Source organism: Amycolatopsis sp. NPDC051716 (genome assembly GCF_040681595.1).
In the GTDB taxonomy this organism is placed as follows: domain Bacteria; phylum Actinomycetota; class Actinomycetes; order Mycobacteriales; family Pseudonocardiaceae; genus Amycolatopsis.
The window spans coordinates 1-17,219 of record NZ_JBFAZA010000040.1; the positions used below are offsets into that span (position 1 = coordinate 1).

A 17,219-nucleotide genomic window follows, 5' to 3' on the forward strand; every position below is an offset into this window, starting at 1 on the left:
AGCGGCCCGGCGGTGCTGCGCGCGGGGACCCGAGGCGGGCGCGGCCCGGGGCGGTGCAGCGCGCGGGGCGGGGCGCGGCAGCAGTGCGGCTGACGGCACCGCCACCGGCGGGCGGCGAGGCGGCGCGCGGCGGCGCGGCGGTGCGGTGCGCGGCAGCGCGGCCGGTGCGCGGCGATGCGGTGCGGTGCGCAGCAGCGCGGTGCCCAAGCGAATCCGAATCCGGTCTCAGCTCCGCCGCCTGACCACCCCGCTCAGAGCACGAACGAATCCGACCACGGCTGCGAAGCCCGCCCGGACAGCGCGTCCAGCAGCGTCACCGCCTGCTTGTCCGTCAACGACGCCACAAAGTCGACCACCGCCCGCCCGCGCGCGAGCCCGCGCACCGCGTCCGCTCCCGTCACCGGCTCGCCCGTCGCCCCCACCAGCAGCTCCGGCGCCGAGCGTGCCAGCCCGGCGTACTCCGCCCGGGCCAGCTCGACCAGGTCGTGCAGCCGGCGCGGCAACCGGGACACCTCGTCGCGGTCGAGCAGCCACGCGTCGAGCGCGTCGACCAGGCTCGACACCACCCCCGCCTGGCCGCGCTGGTGCAGTGCGAGGTCGGGGCGCAGCAGCACGAACCGGCGGTGCACGAACTTCAGCACCTGGACCTCGTGCCACTGGGCGGGCCGCAGCGAGACGTGCCCGGTGCGGGTGGACGGCGCGGCCAGCAGGAACACGCCGTCGACCAGGCGGGCCGTCCAATTCGCGGAAAACGCCGCCGTGGCCTGCTCCGCCTCGATCGAGCCGTCGAACTCGCCGGCCAGGAGCCCGTCGACCAGCTCCGCGCGCACCCGCGCGACCGCCGCGGCGAACGCCTCGTCGTCGACTATCCAGGCGTCCTTCGCGTGCATGCGGCGGCGGAGGCGTTCGAGCGAGCGGCCCGGGCGGCGCAGGTCCGCGTGCAGCGTCTCGTCGTCCAGCGACGCCAGCTCCCCCGCGTGCTCGAGCCACTCCCCCAGCTCCGCGGCGACCGGCGCGTGCTGCAGGACGCCGATGCGGTGGAAGTCCTGCAGGTCGTGGATGGCGTAGGCGATGTCGTCGGCGGTGTCCATCACGGACGCTTCGACCGTCTGCTGCCAGCTTTCGACGCGGCCCGCGAAGGCCGCGCGCGCCTGCTCGAAGTCGTCGAGTTCGGTGGCGTAGGCGGAGAACTTGGCCGCGCCGGTGCCCGGCAGGTCGCCCGGCTCGGCCGCCCCGCGCGGGGGCACCGCCAGCTCGGACGGGTGCGGCGCGGGGTGGTGCAGCCGCAGCCACGGGTACTTGAGGACGGCGGCGCGCACCGCGGCGGTCAGGTCCAGCCCGATCGCCGACGGCCCGCGCACGTCGGTCGTGGTGATGATCCGGAACGTCTGCGCGTTGCCCTCGAAGCCGTCGGCGAGGCCGAAGCGGTGGCGGGCGATCCGGTCGAGCGTCTGCTCCCCGAGGTGCCCGAACGGCGGGTGCCCGAGGTCGTGGGCGAGCGCGGCGGCCTCGGCGACGTCGGGGTCGCAGCCGCCGAGCTTGTCGGCCAGCCCGGCGTCCGGCCCGCTGGTGACGCGCTCGGCGATGGCCCGCGCGACCTGCGCGACCTTGAGGCTGTGGGTGAGCCGGTTGTGCAGCAGCCCGGCGCCGGCGGCGCTGACGACCTGCGTCACCCCGCCCAGCCGCGCGAAGAACGGCGACGCGGCGATCCGGTCGCGGTCGATCCGGAACGGGCTGGTCGCCAGGTCGGTGAACCCGCCGACGTTCGCCACGGGATCGCGCCGGGCCGTCCGCGGGTCGGTCTCCTGATCCATGCGCCCGACCTTATCCGCAGGTTCACCTGAACGGCGGGCAGGCGCGTGGGTACCCCGGAGGCATGTCCCGACGGATGGTCACGACACTGACGGCGCTCGCTTTCACCACGGCCGCGTGCGGCACCCCGCCCGGCGCACCCGGCACGACGACCTCGACCTCGACCTCGACAGCGACGACCTCGGCCTCGGCGACGGCGAAGCTGATCAAGGTCCCGGACGTCTCCGGCATGAACCACCAGGACGCCCAGAACGCGATGCAGCGCGCCGGCCTCTACAACCTGCGCGAGGTCGACGGCACCGGCCAGGGCCGGGCCCTGGTGATCGACCGCAACTGGCGCCAGACCGGCCAGGACCCGGCGCCCGGCACGGAGGTCCCCGCCGACGCGGTGATCACCCTGACCGCGGTCAAGTACGACGACCGTTAACCCTCCGGCGGAGTCGTGTACGCCTTCAGCGTGCGATCGGCCGCCGCGCGGGCCTGGGCCGGGTCCGCGCCCGCCGCGACGTCGGCCTCGTACCAGGCCTCGTTCGAAGCCGTCATGAAGCGGATGCCGTCGGCCGACATCATCCAGGCCATCGCCGCCTCCGGGTCGACGGCCGTGCCCGGCGCGGACAGGTGCAGGACCAGGCCGACCAGCGCCCCGTCCCAGCCGATGCCGACCGCGCCCGGGCCGAACTCGTCCCAGCGCTCGTCGACGTGCGCCACGTGCTCCAGCTCGAACCGCGTGCCCGCACCCTCCGGCGTCAGGCGGACCTCGATCCAGCTGACGTTGCCGCCGAACTCCCACGTCGCGGCGAAGCTCTTCGGCGGGTCGCAGCGCTCGACCGTGCCGCCCGCGTTGCCCTCCAGCTGGTACTTCCCGCCGACCTTCAGCTCCCCGCTGACCGGCAGGAACCAGCGCGGGATGCGCTCGGGGTTCGTGCAGGCGTCCCACAGGTCGTCGACATCGGTGTCGTAGACCTGGCTGATCGTGAGGACGCGGGCCTCCTTCCCCTCGAGCACCCGGTCGCCGAGCGTCCGGCGGACGGCGCTGATCTGGTGGCTGACGTCGATCACGAGCCTTCTCCTTCTTCGGTGTGGCGCCGGGCCCGCTTGCCCCGGGCGATTTCGGTGGCCAGCGCGTCCAGCGGTGGCGTCCAGTACCGGCGGAACCGGCCGAGCCAGTCGTCGACGTCCCGCAGCGGGGCGTGGCCGACCGCGTACAGCCGCCTCGTGCCGTCCTGGCGGACGACCGCGAAGCCGTTGTCCCGCAACACCTTCAGGTGCTGGGAGACGGCCGGCTGCGAGATGCCGAACTCGGCCTGGATCACCTCGGTCACCGCGCCGGCGGCCCGCTCGCCGTCGGCCAGCAACTCGAGGATCCGGCGGCGGACCGGGTCGCCGAGGACGTCGAACGCGTGCACCCGGCCAAGCTACAAGCTTCGACTTATATAAGTCAACACTGAAACAGCTACGCCGATGTGGGTAATCCCCGGTGAACATCAGCCGACATCGGTTCCGCTGCGCCGCGCGACCCGCGACGATCGGGGCCGTGAAGTCGCCACGCGCGGTCCGCTTCGCCTTCCAGCCGCTGTACAGCCTCCACACGGGAGGTGTCGTGGCGCACGAAGCGCTGGCCAGGCCCGGCCGCGGCACCGTCCCCGAACTGCTCGCGCAGGCGCGCCGCGACGGCCGGCTCGCCGAGGCCGATCTCGGGCTCGCGGTGGCCGCCGTCCGGCAGGACGCCGAAAACCCGACGTCGCTCTCCCTGCACCTGAACCTCTCCGCCCGCACCCTCGCCGCGCCGCCGGCGATGTACGACGACCTCCTCGAAGAGCTCGGCGACGCGGGCCGCCGCACCCGCGACGTCGTCCTGGAGATCGGGCCGCCGTTCGCGGCGCTGCCGGCCGGCCGCGCGCTCGCCGGCATGCGCGAGCTCACCGAACTCGGCTTCCGGCTCGCGCTCGACGGTCTCGGCCGCGGCGACCTGCCGCTGGGCCTGCTGGTCGAAGCGCCGGTCGACCTGGTGAAGCTCGACCGGACCGTGCTGCGCGGGCTGCCGGACGACCCGGCGTCGGCCGCGGTCGTCGAGGCGCTGCTGCACTACACGAACCGCACCGGCACGCGGCTCGTCGCGACCGGCGTGGAGACCGACGCGCAGCTCGACGCCGTGCGCGGCCTGGGCGTCCGGATCGCGCAGGGACACCTGCTCGCGCCGCCGACCGCCGCCGGGCCCGCGCCGGCCCTCCTCACGCGCGGCCGTCCCTCGGCCGGGGCGCCGGCACCGTGCGTCGGCGACTTCCTCCGCCCGGCGACGACCCTGCCGGAAACGGCGACGTGCGACGAAGTCCGCGCGGTGCTCGCGGCGGCGGACGCGCCTTCGGGCGTGGTCGGGGTGGACGAGCTGCACCGGCCGCGCTGGTCGGTCGACCGGACCCGGTTCCTCGTGGCGGTCACCGGCCCGTACGGGCACGCGCTGCACGCGAAGCGCCCGGCGGCCCGGCTCGCGGACACCCCGCACACGATCGAAGCCCGCGCCGGCGCGATGGAGTTCCTCGAGCTCGTCACCGACGCCGACTGGGGCCGCACGGGCGACGACGTGGTCGTGGTCGACGAGCTCGGCCGCTGCCTCGGCGTGGTGCTGGTGACCGAGGTGGTCCGCGGCGTGGCCGAGGCGAAGGTCGAGGCGGCCGCGGCGCTGAACCCGCTGACGCGCTTGCCGGGCAGCGACACGATCGCCCGTGACGTCGCCCGCCGCATCACGATCGGCGAGCCGTTCGTCGCGGCCTGGCTGGACATCGACAGCTTCAAGGCGATCAACGACACGGCGGGTTTCGCGGCGGGCGACAACCTGATCCGCGAGTTGGGCGCGGCACTGACCGAGCTGGCCGGCGGCCTGCGGCGGATGCGCGTGAGCCACGTGGGCGGTGACGACTTCCTGGTGGTGTGCGACGTCGACGAGATCGCCACGGTGGCGGGGGCGTTGCTGGACCGCGCGTGGTCGGCGGAGGGGCGGCCGGTGACGGTGTCGCTGGCGACACTGGTCTGCGCGAGCGGGGCGATCGGGTCGTACCACGAGGTTTCGCGGTTGCTGGCGCCGCTGAAGAAGCGCGCGAAGGCGGTGCCGGGGTCGAGCTGGGTGCTCAGCCGCCCGGGCGCGGAGCGGGTGGAAGTGCTGCGCGGCATCGGAACCCGCGGCCTGCAGGCTGCCGCGGGCTGACCCAAGCGGGGCCTGGGGCGCTCGGGGCCTGGGGCGCTCTCACTGCCAGTCGAGCGTCAGCTGCGCCTGGATCGCGACGGCGGCCCAGGTCACGTACTCCTCGTGCGGCCAGCCGCACACCTCCGTCAGGTGGTCGTAGGCCTCGTGGGACATGATCAGCCCGATCGCGTCGGCCAGACGGCCGACCGCCTCGCCTCCCGGCGCCAGCCCCGCCGCCGAGAGCCGGCCGGCGATCTCCGTGCGGCGCACCACCGCCAGCTGCGCACGGACCGCCGCCACCTCCGCGTCCGCCGCGGCCGCGGTCGTGAACGCGCGCCAGATCGGCAACGACCCGCGCACGCCCGCCGCCACCCGCGACACCACCGCCGGCAGGTCCGCCGGTCCGGCCGGGCCCGCTAAGGCGTCCAGGTTCATCGCGTCCGGGTCGCCCGCGAAGCCGGCGCGGAACGCGGCCAGCAGCAGCTGCGGCTTGCGGCCCGCCTGCGTCACCGTCTCCAGGCTCACTCCGGCCTCGGCCGCGATCTGCCGCATGCTCGTGCCCGCGTAGCCGCGCGAGGCGAACAACTTCCCCGCGGTCGCCACCACGTGCGCCCGGGTGCGCCGGGCGCGGGCCTCGCGCACCGGCGAGGCGTAACGGCGCCGCGGGCCTCCGGAATCCGGTATCGTCATCGCTATTGGATGGTACAGCGTATCGCCCAATGTCGGAGGGAGGGGCCATGACCCGGGTACTCGTCTGTGTGCAGCCCGCCCGCGGGCACGTCGGGCCGACCAAGCCGATCGTCGAGGCGCTGGTCGCCGCCGGGCACGAGGTCACCGTCGTCACCGGCGCGCGCTACCGGGAGACGTTCGAGAAGCTGGGCGCCGCCGTCGCACTCCTGCCCGGACCGGCCGACTTCGACGAGACCGACCTCGACGGCACGATCCCCGGCCGCGCCGGGCTGCGCGGGCTGAAACTCGCGCGGTTCGAACTGACCCACTTCGTCCGCGCGATGCCCCACCAGCTGAGCGTCATCGACGCCCACGATGCCGACGTCGTGTTGTGCGACCCGCTGATGATGGCCGGGCTGGCCCTGGTCCGGCGCGACCGGCGGCCACGCCTGCTGACGCTGGGGTTCCTGCCGTTCATGCCGCCGGTGCCGACCGGCCCGCCCGGGCACCCCCTGCGCGGCGCGCTCCTCAAGACGCTCGTGCCGTGGGTGACCGGGCCCGCGCAGAAACTGGCGGGAGACCTGCTCGGCGGCGACCTGGGCATGCTCTTCACGGACTGGCCCCTGCACAGCGACGGCGTGCTCCAGATGACCTGCCCGGGCTTCGAGTACCCGCGCCCCGGGGTGCCGCTGCACTTCATCGGGCCGACGACGGTCAGCGCGGCGAGCGAGCACCCGCGGCCGCCGTGGTGGGCCGACCTGGACGCCGGCCGGCCGGTGGTGCACGTGACCCAGGGTACGGTCGCGAACGACGACCTCGGCCGGCTCGTCGAGCCCACCATCGAGGCGCTGGCCGATGAGGACGTCCTGGTCGTCGCGACGACGTGCGGCGCGCCCCTGCGGCCCGGCCCGCTGCCGGGCAACGTCCGGGTGGCCGGGTTCCTGCCCTACGACGAACTGCTCCCCCGCTGCGCCGCCGTGGTCAGCAACGGCGGGTACGGCGGCGTCAACCACGCCCTCCGCTACGGCGTGCCGCTGGTCGTGGTCGGGGCGAGCGAGGACAAGCGCGAAGTCGCCGCCCGGGTCACCTGGTCCGGGGCCGGCATCGGCCGCGCCCGCCCCTCGGCCTCGCCGCGGACGCTGCGGCGGGCCGTCCGCACCGTCCTCGACGACCCGCGCTACCGCGAGCGGGCCCGGGAACTGGCCGCGGAGATGGCCGCCGGGCCGACGATGGACGAAGTGGTGCAGCTCATCACCGCCCCTGCCGCGGCTTGTCGTGAGTGGTAAGGCGGGTTCTAACCCGCCTTACCACTCACGAGCCGTGCGCCGACAGGTAACTCGCGAACCGCTCGTCGACCTCCTCGGCCGTCAAGCCGAAGTCCGCGAGGCTGTACCGGTGCACCGGTTTCCGCTCCCCCGTCCGGCTCGCCCCGTGCACCGCCGTCATCGCCGCCCGCGCCTCCGGGGTGAACTCCAGTCCGAAGTGGTCGTACACAGTGGACACCGTGCCGATCGGGTCCGCGACGAAGTCCTCGTAGCGGACGTCGCAGAACTGTGCCGGGTCGTGGCGCGCGCGGGCCCAGCCGAACTCGTCGGCTCCGCGTGCCCACAGGTCGAGCTGGCCGCGCCCGATCACTTCGCCCCGGAACTTCGCGGACCAGCCGTCCGCGGCCTTCTCGGCCAGGCTGCACATCGACGCCATGATCGTGCTCGGCGCCCGGTGCGTCTGGATCACCAGCGCGTCCGGGTAGTTCGCCATCAGCGCGTCCAGCGCGAAGAGGTGGCTGGGGTTCTTGAGCACCCAGCGCTTGCCCGCGTCCGGCAGCCCGATCAGCTGCAGGTTGCGCTTGTGGCGGGCGTAGGCGTCGGTCCAGTCCTGCTTGGCCAGCCAGCGCGAGTACCGCGGCAGGTGCGCGAGGCATTCGAAGGACACCGACCGCATCGACTGGCGCAGCAGCTGCCAGCACTCCTCCACCTGGTCGGCGGACATGTGGTGCACGCCCATGAACTCCGGGTGCTCGACGTGGTGGCGTTCGTAGCCGGCCTGGATCCCCCGGAAGATCGGGTTGCCCGCCCACGACGACCGCGGCGGCCGCGGCTGCGGGACCTCGGCGAGCCACACTTCGAGGCCCTGGTGCGCGGGGTCCTCGGCGAGCAGCCGGTGCAGCGCGGTCGTGCCGGTGCGCGGCAGCCCGGTGACGAAGATCGGCCGCTCCAGGCGGACGTCCGCGTACTCCGGGTGCTGCTTCCACGACGCCTCGCTGAGCAGCCGCGCCACGAGCGCGCCGCGCAGCATCGCCCGGTGCACCTTGTTGCCGTACGGCGTCAGTTCTTCGTCCGCCTCGTACGACTCCAGCAGCACGCGCAGGCCCTCGAGGTACTCGTCGGCGCCGAAGTCGTCGAGCCCGGTGAGCTTCGACGCCGAGGCGTGCAGGTCCTCGGCGGTGCCCACGTCTTCGCGGCCGGGAAGCATCGATCCTCCTAGTGGTGGTACTCGCCGCCGTTGACGTCGAGGCACTGCCCGGTGATCGCGCGCGCCATCGGCGAGGCGAGGAAGACCACCGCATCGGCGATCTCGTCGGGCTCCGGCAGCTTGCGCAGGTCTGTTGTGGACGCGGTCTCGGCGTAGACTTCTTCGGGCGTGATGCCGCGTTGCTTCGCCAGGTAGGCGAAGTACCACTGGAGGTTCGGTCCCCAGATGTACCCGGGCGCCACGGTGTTGACGCGCACGCCGTCCGGCCCCAGCTCGCTGGCCAGGCTCTGGGACAGCGAAAGCAGCGCCGACTTCGCCATCTTGTAGGCGCCGAACGTGCGCCGCGAGTGCCGCAGCACGGCGGAGTTGATCATCACCAGCGAGCCCTTGCTCTCCTTGAGCGCGGGCAGGAACAGCCGGGTCAGCCGGAGCACGGAGATGGCCGCGGTCTCGAAGCCCGCGCGGACGGCGTCGAACTCCACCTCGGCCAGGTCGGTCAGCGGCGGGACGGCGAAGGCGTTGTGCACCACCGTGTCCACCCGGCCGAACGCCTCGACGGCCTCGCTCACCAGGTTCGCGGCGGAGTCCGCGTCGTCGATGTCGGTGCGGACCGCGACCGCCCGGCGGCCGAGGTCGGTCACCTCCTTCGCGACCTCGCCGAGCCGTGACTCGGTGCGCGCGGCGAGCACGACGTCCGCGCCCGCCTGCGCGCTGCGCACGGCGATCGACCGGCCGAGCCCGGGCCCGATCCCCGAGACGACGACCACCTTGCCCTGCAGCACGTTCTCCACGTTCACCCCAGCATCCGGGCGGCGACGGCGTCCTGCCGGGCCGCGATCCTCGCCGTCCACTGCTCCGGCGTCACGCGCGCTTCGGCGTGGTAGGGCAGCCGGTCGGGCAGTTCGTCGGTCTTGACCACCTCCACGACCGGGCCGTCGTCCGGGCCGAGGTCGCGGGCGAGCCGCTGCCAGCGGATCTGCACGTACCCGCGCTCGTGCCCGGTCAGCTCGAGCCAGTTCGCCAGGCCGGGGTCGCGCTCGGCGAGCACGAACCGGATCTTGCCGTCCGGGTCGACGCGGGCCTGGTCGGCGGTGAGGCTCGTCTGGTGGTTGATGTAGTCGAGCGAGACGTACCAGAGGCTGCCGAGCTGGATGCCCTGGTACGGCACGTCCGCGCAGCGCGGCACGGTGACGATCATCGCCTCTTCGGCGCCGAGCTCGTAGTGCCCGGCCGAGGAGAACTGGGTGGTGAGCCCGCCCGGCGTCGAGCGCGGCTCGGTCATCGTGTTCACCGGCAGGTTGTCGTAGAACCACTTCGGGAAGGCCAGGAACGTCTTGAGCCGGCTCAGCAGGATCTTGCCGGTGACGCCGAAGCGCTTGGCCAGCGCGGAACGGTCCGGCACCGGCGGCGCCTGACCCGCGGTGTCGACGCACTGGATGCGGATCTCGCCACGGCGTTCGGTGGCCCAGTCGCTGTGGACCTCGCGGACCACGAGCATCGACGAGCCCTCGCCGAGGACGAAGTAGTTCGGCCCCGGGTTCTCGCGAGCCGGGCCGAACCGCAGCTCGAAGCGGCCGTCCGGGCCGATCTCGATCGCCCGGTCGTCGAACGCGGCGAGGCTGTCGGGCACCTCCACCGGCGAGTAGTCGCCGTTGAGGACCTGGAAGCTCAGGTCGGCGGTGGTGCCGCGGACCCCGGTGACCAGGTACTCGCGGTCGGCGCGGATGTTCGCGTTGAAGTACAGCGTGTCCGGGTTGTCCAGGCCCATCTTCGTGTAGGGCCCGGTGGACGCGGTGAAGTACGGGAAGTCGCGCTGGTAGGCCCAGGCCATCTGCAGCGACGCCCGGATGCTGCCCGCGAGGTAGTCGTAGCCCTCGAGCAGGCCCTGCTCGGTCTGCGCCGGCGGGGCTTCGGCGATCAGCTTTTCGGCCTCGACGATGGCGTCGGCGAACGACCGGGTCAACGAGAACTCGTTCTCGATCATGCCGGGACGGCCCAGCGGTTGGCGATCAGCTTGAAGCCCGGGATGGCGTCGAACGACGTCATCGACTCGTAGGTCCGGACGTACCCGATGTGCGACATCCGCCAGACGCCGTCGCTCTCGCGGCGGTAGGTGTCTTCGTAGAACGCGGCGCCTTCGATGATCACCTTGTGCTCGGGCACGATCACCCGGTCGGTGAACGACCACCGCCCGGTCGCGGTGTCGCCGTCGACGTCGATTTCCGGCTGAGCCGCGTGGTGCACGGTGATGATGCCGTTACCGAGGCTCTGAGTGAGGAATCCGACGATGGCGTCGCGGCCTTCGAACTGCTTCCCGTCCCCGCCCACGGCGTGCGTCCCGTAGTTCGCCGTGGCGTCGGCGGTGAACGTGTCCGCCACCTCGTCCCACAGTTTCAGGTCCACTCCGCGCAGGTACCGGTACTTCAGCCGCTTGATCTCTTCGAGTACGACCAGGTCCATGCCCCCAGGGTCCCCCACCGCTTGACCGATGACAAGAACATGTTCTACTTTTTTCCGGTGTCCGTGACCTCGTACGAGCTCTCGCACCTGGCCGCGCTCGAAGCGGAGGCCGTGCACGTCTTCCGCGAAGTCGCGGCGACCTTCGAGCGCCCCGTCCTGTTGTTCTCCGGCGGCAAGGACTCGGTGGTGATGCTGCACGCCGCCGCGAAGGCGTTCTGGCCCGCGCCCCTGCCGTTCCCCGTGTTGCACGTCGACACCGGCCACAACTTCGACGAGGTGCTGCGGTTCCGCGACGAGACCGTCGCCGCTCTCGGCCTGCGCCTGGAGGTGGCGAGCGTGCAGGACGACCTCGACGCCGGCCGCGTCGTCGAGGAGACCGGGCCGCGGGCCAGCCGCAACCGGCTGCAGACGGTGACGCTGCTGCGGGCGATCCGCGAGGGCGGCTTCGACGCCGTGTTCGGCGGCGCCCGCCGCGACGAGGAGAAAGCCCGCGCCAAGGAGCGCGTGTTCAGCTTCCGCGACGAGCACGGCCAGTGGGACCCGCGGGCGCAGCGCCCGGAGCTGTGGAACCTCTACAACGGGCGACACCGGCGCGGCGAGCACATCCGCGTCTTCCCGCTGTCGAACTGGACCGAGCTGGACATCTGGCAGTACGTCCGGGACGAGCGGATCGCGCTGCCGCCGCTGTACTACGCGCACAAGCGGTCCGTGGTCCAGCGCGACGGCATGCTGCTGGCGGCCACCCGGTTCCTGTCCCTTTTGGACGGTGAGACGCCCTACGAGGCGACCGTGCGCTTCCGGACCGTCGGCGACGCCACGTGCACCGGCTGCGTCGAGTCCTCGGCGGCGACACCGTCCGAAGTGGTCGCCGAGGTGGCCGCCACCCGCGTCACCGAACGCGGGGCGACTCGGGCCGATGACCGGATTTCCGAAGCAGGCATGGAAGACCGCAAGCGGGAAGGCTACTTCTGATGCAGCTGCTGAGGATCGCCACGGCGGGAAGCGTGGACGACGGGAAGTCCACGCTGATCGGCCGGCTGCTGTTCGACTCGAAGGCGATCTTCACCGACCAGCTCGCCGCCGTCGAACGCGCCAGCCGCGATCGCGGCGAGGACTACCCGGACCTCGCCCTGCTCACCGACGGGCTGCGGGCCGAGCGCGAGCAGGGCATCACCATCGACGTCGCCCACCGCTACTTCGCCACACCACGACGGAAGTTCATCATCGCGGACACGCCGGGGCACCTGCAGTACACGCGGAACATGGTGACCGGTGCCTCGACTGCCGACCTGGCGCTAGTCCTCGTCGACGCGCGCAAGGGCGTGCTGGAGCAGTCGCGGCGGCACGCGTTCCTGGCGTCACTGCTCGGGATCGGGCACCTCGTGGTGTGCGTGAACAAGATGGACCTCGTCGGGTGGTCGCAGGAGCGGTTCGACGAGATCCGCGAAGACTTCCGCCGGTTCGCGATGAAACTCGACGTCGCCGACCTGACGTTCGTGCCGGTCTCGGCGCTGCACGGCGACAACGTCGTCCACCGCAGCGCGAGCATGCCCTGGTACGAAGGTACTTCGCTGCTGCACCAGCTCGAGGAGGTGCACGTCGCCTCCGACCGCAACCTCATCGACGCGCGGTTCCCGGTGCAGTACGTGATCCGCCGGTCCGACTTCCGCGGCTACGCGGGCACCATCGCGGGCGGGGTGTTCAAGCCGGGTGACGAGGTCGTGGCCCTGCCGTCGGGGTTCACGTCGAAGGTGCGCGCGGTCTGGGGACCCGGCGGACAGCCCCTCGATGAGGCGTTCACCGGCCAGGCGGTGGCCGTGGAGCTGGCCGACGACCTCGATCTCGGCCGCGGGGCCATGCTGTGCCGCCCGGGCAACCGCGCGGAGTCGGCCCGCGAGGTCGACGCCCTGGTCTGCTGGTTCTCCGAGCGCGCCGCGCTGACGCCGGGCGCGACGTACGCGGTGCGGCACACGACCACCGAAACGCGGGGCACGGTGGAGCGGCTGGAATACCGCCTCGACGTCACCACCCTGCACCGCGACGAGACGGCGGAAGCGCTGTCCTTGAACGACATCGGCCGCATCCGGCTGCGCACGCGTTCGCCGCTGCTGTTCGACCCGTACCGCCGCAACCGGGCCACCGGCGGCTTCCTGCTAGTCGACGAGCACACCGGCGACACGGTCGCGGCGGGCATGATCACCGGCGCACCGGTGTCCCCGGTCGTCTGGCACACCGCGGCGGTGCGGCGCGAAGACCGCCCGACCCGCGGCGCGACCGTGTGGCTCACCGGGCTTTCGGCGTCGGGCAAGTCCTCGGTGGCGGTCGAGCTGGAACGCCGCCTGGTCGCGGCGGGCCGCCCGGCCTACCTGCTCGACGGCGACAACCTGCGCCACGGGCTCAATGCCGGGCTGGGATTCAGCCCCGAAGACCGGGCGGAGAACGTCCGGCGCGTGGCGGAGGTGGCCCGCCTGTTCGCGGACGCGGGCGTGGTCGCGATCGCGTCGCTGATCAGCCCGTACTCGGAGGACCGGGCCCGGGCCCGGACGATCCACGACGGGCTGCCGTTCGTGGAGGTCTTCGTCGACACGCCCCTGGAGGTCTGCGAAGCCCGCGACCCGAAGGGCATGTACGCGAAGGCGCGCGCCGGGGAGATCACCGGGTTCACCGGCATCGACGCCCCCTACGAGCGCCCCGCGTCGCCGGACCTGGTGCTGCGCCCGGGAGACGGCGACCCGGCCGCGATGGCGGCGGCGATCCAGGCCCTCCTGGACGACCTCGGCTGAAATTCCGTTGCCCACACCCTTAGGGTGGGCTGCATGACGTCGGTCAGGCAGGTCCAGATCACCTTCGACTGCGCGGAACCCGAGCGCGTCGCCCGGTTCTGGTGCGAGGTGCTCGGGTACGAGCTGCACAGCTCGGGCCTCGCTTGCAGTGATCCCACGGGCGTGGGCCCGCGCCTGTACTTCCAGCGCGTTCCGGAAGGCAAGGTCGCCAAGAACCGGGTGCACCTCGACGTCCGGGTCGGCACCGGGCTCGTCGGTGAAGAGCGCCTCGCCGCGCTCGAGGCCGAGTGCGCACGGCTGGTCCCGCTCGGCGCGGTCCGCGGGCAGCTCCTGCTCGCCGACGAGGACAACGAATCGTGCCTCAACATGCAGGACGTCGAGGGCAACGAGTTCTGCTTGGACTGAGCCTGTGGCGGGTCGACTCCAGCGCGGTCCGGGCGCGACCCGGCCGGTCCCTGGGCGGACCGACACTTCGCTGTCGACGGACGCTGTCTGCCGATGCGATTCCTGCCCACCCGGGCCAAGCCGCGAGACGACCCGCAGCTAGTTCCACTGCTGGACGGCATCAGCGTCGCCCGGATCGGGCCAGGCCGAATTCGCCATCACCACCATCGTCTTCTGGCGCCGATGACTTACCGGACTGAGCCCTACCCGGCTTCCAGGACGAAGAAGAGGAAGCTCGGGAAAGTGTCCAGGATTTCGAAGTCGCCGGGGAACAGCTCGCGCGCGGCCGGCACCGGGTGCGGTTCGCTGACGACGGCGATCCGGAAGCCCGCCGCGGTGAACGCGTCGGTCATCGCGTGCAGCGGCTTGTTCCAGAAGGTCATCCGGGCTTTCTCGCCGTGGAGCTCGAACTCGTCGGTCCAGGTGTAGGCCTCGAAGTAGTCGGGCCGGGGACCCTCGTGGCGGTGCGTCAGGTTGACCATCATCGGGTGGTTGACCGAGGCGATGAGCCGGCCACCGGGCTTCAGGACGCGCCGCAGCTCGGCGAGCACCGGGTCCCAGTCCCGCAGGTAGTGCAGCACCAGGGACGCCACGACGTCGTCGAACTCGCCGTCGGCAAAGGGCAGCGGGCCGGCCAGGTCGGCGACCCGCAGGTCCGCGCCGTCGCCGAGCAGCCGCCGGGCGTGCGCCAGCATTTCGGCGCTCTGGTCGATCCCGGTCACGACCGCGCCCTGCTCCCGCAGCGCCGCGAACAGCGGGCCGGAGCCACAGCCGGCGTCGAGGATCCGCCGTCCGGTCGCGTCGCCGACGAGCGCCAGGGTCGCGGGCCGTTCGTAATAGGCGTTCATCAGGCTGTGTTCGTTCTCGGCCGTGTACGCCTCGGCGAAGTCGTCGTATGCGGCAGTCATGCGGCCCATAGTGCCCGAATCAGCGCGACGGCGTCACGAAGCCCGAGTCGTACGCCCGGATCACCGCCTGGGTGCGATCCCGCGCGCCGAGCTTCGCCAGCACGTTGCCCACGTGGGTCTTCACCGTCTGCACCCCCACGTACAGCTCGCCCGCGATCTCCACATTGGACAGTCCGGCGGCCACCAGCCGCAGCACGTCCCGCTCGCGTTCGGTCAGCCCGGCCGAGGCCAGGCCGTCACCGGCCGGGCCGGGGGCGCGCTGGGCGGCCAGCCGGCGGATCGCCGCCGGGAACAGCAGCGATTCACCGGCCACGACGGTCCGGATCGCCGCGACGATCTCCTCCGGCCGGGCGCGCTTGAGCAGGAAGCCGCTGGCTCCCGCGACGAGGGCGTCGTAGACGTAGTCGTCGTTTTCGAAGGTGGTCACCACGATCACCTTCGGCGGCTCGTCCACAGTGGACATCAGGTGGGTGGTGGCGCGGATGCCGTCCACCGCGGGCATCCGCACGTCCATCAGCACGACGTCGGGACGCAGCCGGGCCACCAGCCCGGGCACCTCGGCGCCGTCGGCTGCCTCGCCGGCCACGCTCAGGCCGGCCTCGCTGTCGATGATCGCCCGGAGCCCGGCCCGGATCAGCGGTTCGTCGTCGACCAGCAGCACGCGCACGCTCATCGCCCGTTCCCCCACGGCACCCGCACCACGACCTCCCACTGCCCGTCCACCGGCCCGGCCGACAGCTCACCGCCGAGCACCGCCACCCGCTCGGCCATCCCGCGCAGGCCCCGGCCGCCCCCGGCCCGGCGCGGAGCGCTCCCCAGCGGGTTCGCGACCCGCGCGCGGAGCTCGTGCGCCGCGACACCGACGACCACCGTCACCGGGACCCTACCGGCGTGGCGCACCGCGTTGGTCAGGCATTCCTGCAGGATCCGGTACACCTCGCGGGACACCACCGGCGGCACGGCGGCCAAGTCGCCGCCGAGGTCGGCGGTGACGTCGGTGCCGGCGAGCCGGGTCGTTTCGAGCAGGGCGGGCAGCGCGGCGAGCGTCGGCAGCGGCGTCCGGCCGGCCGCCTCCTCCCGCAGCAGGCCGAGGACGTGGTCGAGGTCATCGAGCGCGGTGCGGGCGGCCTCCTCGATGGCGCCGAGCGCCCGCTCGGTGAAGTCCGGGTCGGTGCGCAGCGTCCGCCGGGCGGCGCCCGCCTGGACGGTGACGACGCTCAGCGCGTGCCCGACCGAGTCGTGCAGCTCCCTGGCCAGGCGGTTGCGTTCGGCGAGCTGCTCGGTCCGCCGTTCGAGCCGGGCGATCCGGTCGGCGGCGGTGGCCCCGAGCAGCCCGGTCGCGGCCCGGCGCAGCAGCCCGCCGGCCACGCTGACGGCGTAGATCAGCAGGACCAGGCCGAGCAGGAGGACCACCGGCAGCCAGACCGAGGCCTAGCCCACCGGCACGGTGACGGCGTCGCCCTCGCCGGTCTGGAAGAGCTGCCCGGTGAACACGGCGCTGATCGACAGCCCGAGCGCGACGGGGGCGGCGAGGCTGAAGAAGCTGACGACGAACCCGGCGCCCACGTGCAGGACGAACATCGCCGCGGCGCGCAGCCGGCCCCGGCGGGTGTGCGGTTTCGCGGGCGCGTCCGGCACCGGGTCGTCGAGCAGCTCGCGGACCGCGGTGGACTCCAGGACGTGGACGGCGGGCAGGAACGCCGTCCCGGCCAGGACGGCCAGGGTGAGCAGGCCGCCGACGAGAATGGCCCGGTCCGGCGTGGTGACGAACGGCAGCAGCGACGGCACGGCGACCGCGGAGAACAACAGGTAGGGCACGCTGATGGCGCCGCCGAGGACGAGGTAGACCCACCGGCGGTAGGTCGCCTTGCTCGTCAGGGGCCCGAAGATGCGCACCGGCCGATCTTCGCAGCCCGGCACCCGGGCGCGCCTCCCTCTCGCGGTGGAACCGCCTCACCCCTCGCCGTCGGACGGCGTCACCACGGTGCGGCGGAAGTGGTTGAAGATGACGGAGGTCCGGACGTCGACGATCTCCCGGCGCTGGGTCAGCCGGTCGAGGACGAACCCGCTCAGCTGGTCGTTGTCGGCGACCGCGATGTGCAGCAGGAAGTCGTCACTGCCGGACATGACGAACACCGAGAGCACCTCGGGCAGGCCGGTCACGAAGGCGCGGAAGGACTCGATCACGGCCCGGTCGGGCGGCCGCAGCCGCACGGCGACCATCGCCTGCACGGGCCGGCCGATCTTCTTCAGGTCGACGTCGACGGTGTGCCCGCGCACAATCCCGCGCCGGGTGAGGTCCCGCACCCGTTCGAGGCAGGTGGACTGCGCGATGTGCAGGCGGCGGGCGAGCTCCTTGTTGGTCTGCTTGGCGTCCTCCTGGAGGAGGGTCAGCAGGGCCGTGTCAAGTTCGTCCATCGAGCTCTTGCTCTCGGTTTCTCATCGTTAGATTCGACATTTCGCGGTGCTACCGAATCTTACACGGCGTTC

Annotated in this window: 17 protein-coding genes and 1 pseudogene; 6 read left to right on the top strand and 12 right to left on the bottom strand. The window is 72.6% G+C overall.

Features of this window, described 5'->3' with window-relative positions:
• Positions 1–251: 251 nt before the first annotated feature.
• Positions 252–1,814 carry a dGTP triphosphohydrolase gene (gene dgt / locus AB0M30_RS38855; protein WP_364594944.1) on the bottom strand — a complete coding sequence of 521 codons (1,563 nt, stop codon included), beginning with the start codon at positions 1,812–1,814 and terminating at the stop codon, positions 252–254.
• A 74-nt stretch (positions 1,815–1,888) separates the two neighbouring features.
• Between dgt and AB0M30_RS38860 the strand changes: the two genes are divergently transcribed.
• Positions 1,889–2,239, top strand: coding sequence for a PASTA domain-containing protein (locus tag AB0M30_RS38860; protein WP_364595140.1), 351 nt, complete (start codon positions 1,889–1,891; stop codon positions 2,237–2,239).
• Here the strand turns inward: AB0M30_RS38860 and AB0M30_RS38865 are convergent.
• On the bottom strand, positions 2,236–2,871 hold the full coding sequence (locus AB0M30_RS38865; RefSeq protein ID WP_364594947.1) for an SRPBCC family protein: 636 nt from the start codon (positions 2,869–2,871) through the stop codon (positions 2,236–2,238). The two genes, AB0M30_RS38860 and AB0M30_RS38865, sit on opposite strands and share 4 nt — an antisense overlap.
• A complete protein-coding gene (locus AB0M30_RS38870) occupies positions 2,868–3,218 on the bottom strand; it encodes a metalloregulator ArsR/SmtB family transcription factor (protein WP_364594949.1) in 351 nt (116 codons plus the stop codon). Before AB0M30_RS38870 ends, AB0M30_RS38865 begins: the two co-directional genes overlap by 4 nt.
• A gap of 128 nt (positions 3,219–3,346) precedes the next feature.
• On the opposite strand from AB0M30_RS38870, the gene AB0M30_RS38875 reads away from it, so the two are divergent.
• Positions 3,347–5,014, top strand: coding sequence for a GGDEF domain-containing protein (locus AB0M30_RS38875; RefSeq protein ID WP_364594951.1), 1,668 nt, complete (start codon positions 3,347–3,349; stop codon positions 5,012–5,014).
• A 39-nt stretch (positions 5,015–5,053) separates the two neighbouring features.
• Here the strand turns inward: AB0M30_RS38875 and AB0M30_RS38880 are convergent, their stop codons facing one another.
• Positions 5,054–5,683: a helix-turn-helix domain-containing protein gene (locus AB0M30_RS38880; RefSeq protein ID WP_364594953.1), complete on the bottom strand. Its 630-nt coding sequence runs from the start codon at positions 5,681–5,683 to the stop codon at positions 5,054–5,056.
• Positions 5,684–5,730: 47 nt separating this feature from the next.
• On the opposite strand from AB0M30_RS38880, the gene AB0M30_RS38885 reads away from it, so the two are divergent.
• Complete coding sequence (locus AB0M30_RS38885; protein ID WP_364594956.1) at positions 5,731–6,948, top strand: nucleotide disphospho-sugar-binding domain-containing protein; 1,218 nt, start codon at positions 5,731–5,733, stop codon at positions 6,946–6,948.
• A gap of 25 nt (positions 6,949–6,973) precedes the next feature.
• On the opposite strand, the gene AB0M30_RS38890 is transcribed toward AB0M30_RS38885, so the two are convergent.
• From AB0M30_RS38890 to AB0M30_RS38905, 4 genes are read right to left on the bottom strand one after another with little or no spacing between them, the layout of a single operon-like run.
• Positions 6,974–8,134, bottom strand: a complete 1,161-nt coding sequence (locus AB0M30_RS38890; protein ID WP_364594959.1) for a sulfotransferase — start codon at positions 8,132–8,134, stop codon at positions 6,974–6,976.
• A gap of 8 nt (positions 8,135–8,142) precedes the next feature.
• Positions 8,143–8,931, bottom strand: a complete 789-nt coding sequence (locus tag AB0M30_RS38895) for an SDR family oxidoreductase (RefSeq protein ID WP_364594962.1) — start codon at positions 8,929–8,931, stop codon at positions 8,143–8,145.
• Complete coding sequence (locus AB0M30_RS38900) at positions 8,928–10,118, bottom strand: hypothetical protein (RefSeq protein ID WP_364594965.1); 1,191 nt, start codon at positions 10,116–10,118, stop codon at positions 8,928–8,930. Before AB0M30_RS38900 ends, AB0M30_RS38895 begins: the two co-directional genes overlap by 4 nt.
• Positions 10,115–10,594 carry a nuclear transport factor 2 family protein gene (locus AB0M30_RS38905; RefSeq protein WP_364594968.1) on the bottom strand — a complete coding sequence of 160 codons (480 nt, stop codon included), beginning with the start codon at positions 10,592–10,594 and terminating at the stop codon, positions 10,115–10,117. The genes AB0M30_RS38900 and AB0M30_RS38905 overlap by 4 nt, the downstream gene beginning before the upstream one ends.
• A gap of 39 nt (positions 10,595–10,633) precedes the next feature.
• Between AB0M30_RS38905 and cysD the strand changes: the two genes are divergently transcribed.
• Genes cysD through AB0M30_RS38920 form a run of 3 tightly spaced genes read left to right on the top strand, consistent with a single transcriptional unit; the run spans position 10,634 to position 13,782 of the window.
• Positions 10,634–11,566 (top strand): sulfate adenylyltransferase subunit CysD, encoded by a 933-nt coding sequence (cysD, locus tag AB0M30_RS38910; RefSeq protein WP_364595143.1) that lies wholly within the window; start codon positions 10,634–10,636, stop codon positions 11,564–11,566.
• Positions 11,566–13,377 carry an adenylyl-sulfate kinase gene (gene cysC, locus AB0M30_RS38915; RefSeq protein WP_364594970.1) on the top strand — a complete coding sequence of 604 codons (1,812 nt, stop codon included), beginning with the start codon at positions 11,566–11,568 and terminating at the stop codon, positions 13,375–13,377. The genes cysD and cysC overlap by 1 nt, the downstream gene beginning before the upstream one ends.
• Positions 13,378–13,410: 33 nt before the next feature.
• A complete protein-coding gene (locus AB0M30_RS38920; protein ID WP_364594973.1) occupies positions 13,411–13,782 on the top strand; it encodes a VOC family protein in 372 nt (123 codons plus the stop codon).
• A 242-nt stretch (positions 13,783–14,024) separates the two neighbouring features.
• Here the strand turns inward: AB0M30_RS38920 and AB0M30_RS38925 are convergent, their stop codons facing one another.
• The 4 genes and pseudogenes from AB0M30_RS38925 to AB0M30_RS38940 form a co-directional block, all read right to left on the bottom strand.
• Positions 14,025–14,729, bottom strand: a complete 705-nt coding sequence (locus tag AB0M30_RS38925; RefSeq protein WP_364594976.1) for a class I SAM-dependent methyltransferase — start codon at positions 14,727–14,729, stop codon at positions 14,025–14,027.
• Positions 14,730–14,748: 19 nt separating this feature from the next.
• Entirely contained in the window at positions 14,749–15,402 is a 654-nt protein-coding gene (locus AB0M30_RS38930; RefSeq protein WP_364594978.1) for a response regulator transcription factor, read from the bottom strand.
• A pseudogene (locus AB0M30_RS38935) lies at positions 15,399–16,625 on the bottom strand (histidine kinase). The gene AB0M30_RS38930 and the pseudogene AB0M30_RS38935 overlap by 4 nt, the downstream one beginning before the upstream one ends.
• Before the next feature lie 57 nt (positions 16,626–16,682).
• Positions 16,683–17,147: an Lrp/AsnC family transcriptional regulator gene (locus AB0M30_RS38940; protein WP_360183319.1), complete on the bottom strand. Its 465-nt coding sequence runs from the start codon at positions 17,145–17,147 to the stop codon at positions 16,683–16,685.
• Between the last annotated feature and the right edge of the window lie 72 nt (positions 17,148–17,219).

Excerpts from the sequence above, each read along its gene's own strand:
- AB0M30_RS38920 (WP_364594973.1), top strand. The coding sequence starts at position 13,411 with ATGACGTCGGTCAGGCAGGTCCAGATCACCTTCGACTGCGCGGAACCC.
- AB0M30_RS38900 (WP_364594965.1), bottom strand. The coding sequence starts at position 10,118 with ATGATCGAGAACGAGTTCTCGTTGACCCGGTCGTTCGCCGACGCCATC.
- AB0M30_RS38925 (WP_364594976.1), bottom strand. The coding sequence starts at position 14,729 with ATGACTGCCGCATACGACGACTTCGCCGAGGCGTACACGGCCGAGAAC.
- AB0M30_RS38860 (WP_364595140.1), top strand. The coding sequence starts at position 1,889 with ATGGTCACGACACTGACGGCGCTCGCTTTCACCACGGCCGCGTGCGGC.
- AB0M30_RS38885 (WP_364594956.1), top strand. The coding sequence starts at position 5,731 with ATGACCCGGGTACTCGTCTGTGTGCAGCCCGCCCGCGGGCACGTCGGG.
- AB0M30_RS38905 (WP_364594968.1), bottom strand. The coding sequence starts at position 10,594 with ATGGACCTGGTCGTACTCGAAGAGATCAAGCGGCTGAAGTACCGGTAC.
- dgt (WP_364594944.1), bottom strand. The coding sequence starts at position 1,814 with ATGGATCAGGAGACCGACCCGCGGACGGCCCGGCGCGATCCCGTGGCG.
- AB0M30_RS38890 (WP_364594959.1), bottom strand. The coding sequence starts at position 8,134 with ATGCTTCCCGGCCGCGAAGACGTGGGCACCGCCGAGGACCTGCACGCC.
- AB0M30_RS38940 (WP_360183319.1), bottom strand. The coding sequence starts at position 17,147 with ATGGACGAACTTGACACGGCCCTGCTGACCCTCCTCCAGGAGGACGCC.
- cysD (WP_364595143.1), top strand. The coding sequence starts at position 10,634 with ATGTTCTACTTTTTTCCGGTGTCCGTGACCTCGTACGAGCTCTCGCAC.
- AB0M30_RS38880 (WP_364594953.1), bottom strand. The coding sequence starts at position 5,683 with ATGACGATACCGGATTCCGGAGGCCCGCGGCGCCGTTACGCCTCGCCG.
- cysC (WP_364594970.1), top strand. The coding sequence starts at position 11,566 with ATGCAGCTGCTGAGGATCGCCACGGCGGGAAGCGTGGACGACGGGAAG.
- AB0M30_RS38930 (WP_364594978.1), bottom strand. The coding sequence starts at position 15,402 with ATGAGCGTGCGCGTGCTGCTGGTCGACGACGAACCGCTGATCCGGGCC.